At 45.9% G+C, this 4,381-nt stretch carries 3 protein-coding genes; all 3 read right to left on the minus strand.

The genetic code is table 11. The annotated features are described in order from the left end of the window. Positions 1 to 756 precede the first annotated feature (756 nt). Complete coding sequence (locus B6S08_RS18120) at positions 757 to 1,491, minus strand: hypothetical protein (RefSeq protein WP_094202209.1); 735 nt, start codon at positions 1,489 to 1,491, stop codon at positions 757 to 759. 1,354 nt (positions 1,492 to 2,845) lie between these two features. After that, entirely contained in the window at positions 2,846 to 3,058 is a 213-nt protein-coding gene (locus B6S08_RS18340) for a hypothetical protein (RefSeq protein WP_141202218.1), read from the minus strand. Between the two features lie 902 nt (positions 3,059 to 3,960). After that, positions 3,961 to 4,381: hypothetical protein (locus tag B6S08_RS18535; protein WP_211284271.1), on the minus strand; the 421-nt coding region annotated here is incomplete at its 5' end.

Below are 4,381 nucleotides of genomic sequence, written 5' to 3' on the forward strand. Positions count from 1 at the left end.
TCAAAATATAAACTCGTGTCAAATATACGCAAAGTGTTCTATGTACAACAAAATAAACTCTCGCGCCATTACTATACGAAACATCAAAATAAACTCGCGCCAAATATATTCGTGTACAGCAAAATAAACTCTCGCGCCACTTTCTGCATAAAGCATTACTTACTTTTCGAAACATAAAAAAACTCGCGCCATTACTCTACTGTACGTTTTTTCCTCAAGCTGCCTACGTAGCCTATACGGCGGTCAGGCTCCCTCCGCCCCTTTCTTCTTTCAGCCGCAATGAGGAAATACTAACGGTGCACACACTCGCTCGAAGAAGAAAAAAGTTTTTGTTAAATTTGTGTGTTCAGTTTTTCAAGGGAAATTACTCATGTCTGCTGTTGTTGGTACGCCCTTATCTTTCAGCCGCCCACTTCAACCTATGTGTTTAGTACATTTATGAGGAAATAACGGTAGCTACAGCACACACGCGTCCTACGAAGAAGAAGAAAAAAAGTTTTTGTCAAAGTCGTGAGTTCAGTTTTGGAGGAAATTACTCATGTCTGTTGTTGTTTGTTTCAGTTTTGTAATACTGTAGAACTTCGATAACCGGCAAGCAATTGACTACGGGACAGAGTTTCGACAGTTGGAAGGATCTTTAAAGTTAACAATGTGTGCTGAAGAAGCAAAATTGGGAACTTCAAAAATCCTTCCGACGTCTAACTCTGCCCTGCCTGACAATAGCGCGCCAGTTACCTCTGAAGTTTTTTCTCAATTTTAAATCTTTTTCTGCTTCTTCGTTCTCAAACTGCAAGTGGGGAACAGCTCGTCCTCGCTGCTGCTCGCTCCCCTACTGTAGCTGCCGAAGATTCCGTCGGACGGAGGTTCCTGTTTGACGGTGTGGAGCTGCTGAGATACGAATCCGGAAACAGGCGTGGGCTCATGTCGGACGATCGGGGCCAATGCGTACTGCTCCTGTTTGATGGGGGGTCGCACCAAACTGGCCACGTTCAGCCTGGGACCGGCAGCGGCGAGGCTGAGATCTACCGACTGGTCTCCGGCGGCGTATCGGGGATTTCCGGGCGGATTTTGATGGCTGTTTTCCGTGTCCTGAACCAGAAGAATGTGCCCGGCTCCGCGAAGCGACTGAATGCACCGCCGGACGGCTCTGTAGATCATGTAAATGAGAGCCAAACAGCAAACCAGTCCGACGACCACCCAGAAAACCTTGCTTTGCGCGATCTTCTGCATAAGCGGAGGACTCGGGTAGGAAGTGGTGTTGAATGGAGGATAAACGTTGGTGCTGTAGCCGTCGAAACCAGTTCCATTCAGAGCAGACGTTACCTCCGGAGTGGTTACGGTGGTGGAGATTTCCGGTTCCCGTATTTCCATGCCGGGGGTGACGGAGTGGTTCATTTCTGGTTCGTGACACTCGAGGACGATCTGCAAAAACAGTTCGTCACAACGGACTTCAACTTCCTGTAGTTGGAATGCTAAGATTGCCCAGTTCAAACGAGCCTCTATCAGGTTATAGCAAAGGCCAGCAAAACACTCCCACACGTGCTTGTAATTGGGGTGTAGTACAAACAAGGTTATCAGGGTGCCCGCTAGGCGGCGCTGCCACGGTAGCTACCGTAGACTTGGGGGGAGTTTTAACACAGTAATGTTGTTGAAGCATTATAGGCTTACTTAAACAACAAATTTGCATACGTACCCTGTGAAGGCAGTGCTTCAACGCGGATCGAACCTCGTCGCAGGCCAAGTTGGTGTTTTTGAGTATCAGATTGGTGATTTTCTTCAGGTTTCTGCAGTTGAACCAACCAATTCGAAGTCCGGTGGAACCTTCGAATTTCAACGTCTCCCAGCCGCAGTGGCCGCAAACAACGAAACACAAAAAACAGATGAGATCGTAAACGTGAAACATCCTTTCTTTTCACTTTTTTTCCAACCGACCGGTGATGAAAAACCAACGAGACGTTAGCTTGTTGCAAGAGGAAAGTGGCGGTGTGCCTTTCAGCGGTGATTTCTTCACGTGGTGTTTGGGGGGCCCCTAGTTAGTGTGTCTGTATTGCAGTGTTCATGGCGTGTGGGTCGGGTGTGTTTTCGGGCTTTTCGTTCCGATAAGCTTTTGGTATGTGGTGGTTCATCGGAGAGACATCTTTTCCGTCTGGGCCGGGCTGAGCTTTAGCTGCGCACAAGTTTGTGGGGCGCGCGAGCTTGTTAGCCCCCACCAAGACTGTCCGAAAATTTCTTTGGGCCTGGCAAAATTTCTGAGCAAAAAGACTCTCGTGTTTTTTTTTAATCTTGGGAGAGTTTTTGAAAGACAAGATTTTTTGCACTTGTTAGCGTAAAAGTGGAGAGATTTGTTACTCGTTAATTGGGCCTCCCGCCCCTCTGTTAATGAAAGGAGGCCAAGTTCCGGTTCCGAAGAAAGCGCAGGCCTGAAAGAGAACAAAAAGCAAAGAAGAGATAAACCAGGCGCACGCGTTTTTTTTTGCACAATGAAAACACCATAATGACGCGTGCATAATACATACATAATGACAACGTAATGAAACACCAAACCCTAATGAAACCAAGATGAAACACAAAAACCATGATGAAAACACCAAACCATAATGAAAACATCGCACCACAAATGTTTTTTGCATGATTAAAAAAGCAGTAACAAAAGTAAGGTTCCTTCCTTCATCTTTCGTCCACGCTCTTCGTTTTTTTCTGTTCTCAATCGAAAAAACAGCAGAAATATACGTCCCGAGCGTTTTTTTCTTCAGTCCACCGCTACCACGACAACAACAACAAACAACAAGGGCATCTTTTTAAAGTTCCCAATTTAACTGTTTTACATTATTAACCCAAGGCGTACCTACCCACCTGTAACTTCTTCCACTTCAGGCTGCAAGGCTGCCAATCGGCGCAGCACTGCAAATCCGCGTTTCGACGACTTGGCTCGATGATCGTAGGCCGATATTTCTTTGAAGCAGACGTAATCGGCTTCGCATTCCACCGCTTCAATCAGCGCCGTGTACAAATTGGCCACGACTTCATGTGCGCCCCGCACCGTTCCTTCTATCTGCAAACAATAGGCCTGTTCACACCAAAGCATCTTTTTCGGAAGCTACCTTGCAAGTCACTTCAAAGCCTATTTCAAGTGAATTTGAAATTTACATGCCACAAGAGATAAAAAAATTACTGCGCAACAATAAAAACATACATACATACATACATACGTAGTTACTAGATACGTTTGAAAATAAACAATCGCAAAACCCACCAAAGAAAACAACGCGTAATTTTTTTGATTAAATTGTAATATACTGTAGAGTGCCAGTACATGTAAGTATAAGACGCTCACCTCGCTCACCTTCCTGCAAAAATCTGTGGAGGAGATCGGAAAACCGTTTTCCTGTGAACCTGTCAAACTTGGCCAACTCTATTTTTGAAATGCAATGTTTCGCGTAAATCAGCAGACTGGGTCGGTCGGCGCAGCACGTGTCCATCATTGTGTCAAAATACCGTAGTGCATACAAGTTTTGCAGCAATAAATAGTACAGTAAAAAACTTTTTTCGCAAAAAGGGTCGCACTTTTCGTGAGAAGAACAAGGTTGAGCGAGAAGAAGAACAAGACGTCCTCTGAGTCTATGTTTCGAACGATTGTCACTCCCCCACGCGTAGGCACACGCTGGGGGAGAGCTTACAGCAGGTGGGAAAGTAGCCATAAATATTGTACATACGTACAGTTGCGTTTGAGGTTGCAGAAATCGTGTTAATTACTGACAGGCCGAGCAATACTTCAGACGCGCAAAAAAAAAAGGCCGCTGTCACTTTCGGCCTTATGATGATGTCTCATAATTATTGCAGCGCCGGCTGTTTTAACCACTATGCCAGGTGTGCGTGTCCTTTTTTTATTGTTTAAGACGAAACCACAAGCAAGAGACAACAGAAAAACAAAAGACAAAGATAATTTTTAATGAAAAATCATTATAATCGCGAGTGTTGTTCGCCCTCGGTTATGCAGAGTCTGACGCATAAGTCTGTGGGGAGATCCACGGCGTCCGTGAGGTCCAAATTGACCAAGCGAATCCACAAGGAGTCGTGAATTTGTTGTTTGACACGTAGGAAGGGTTTGTCGTGCTGGGCGTTTGCTTGCAGGTGCAGGACAGTCAGAATCGGCGCTCCCCAAGTGTCCTCGTGCCATTGACCCGCTACCAAAGAGCAAAGAACCACCAAGGGTCTGTTGGGCAGCGCCGGGGGGTCTGCTTTTTTTTCATCCGAATATTGGAGGACCGTTTCGGCCCTGACAAGATAGTTTTTGTGTCGTGCATCGAGGACAGCAGGCAGATTGCAGTGGAAATAATGTTTGCTTTCTTTATTCTCGGTAGAGGTCAGCAGAGTTATGGGG

It is taken from the genome of Oceanimonas doudoroffii (assembly GCF_002242685.1).
Taxonomy (GTDB): Bacteria; Pseudomonadota; Gammaproteobacteria; order Enterobacterales; family Aeromonadaceae; genus Oceanimonas; species Oceanimonas doudoroffii.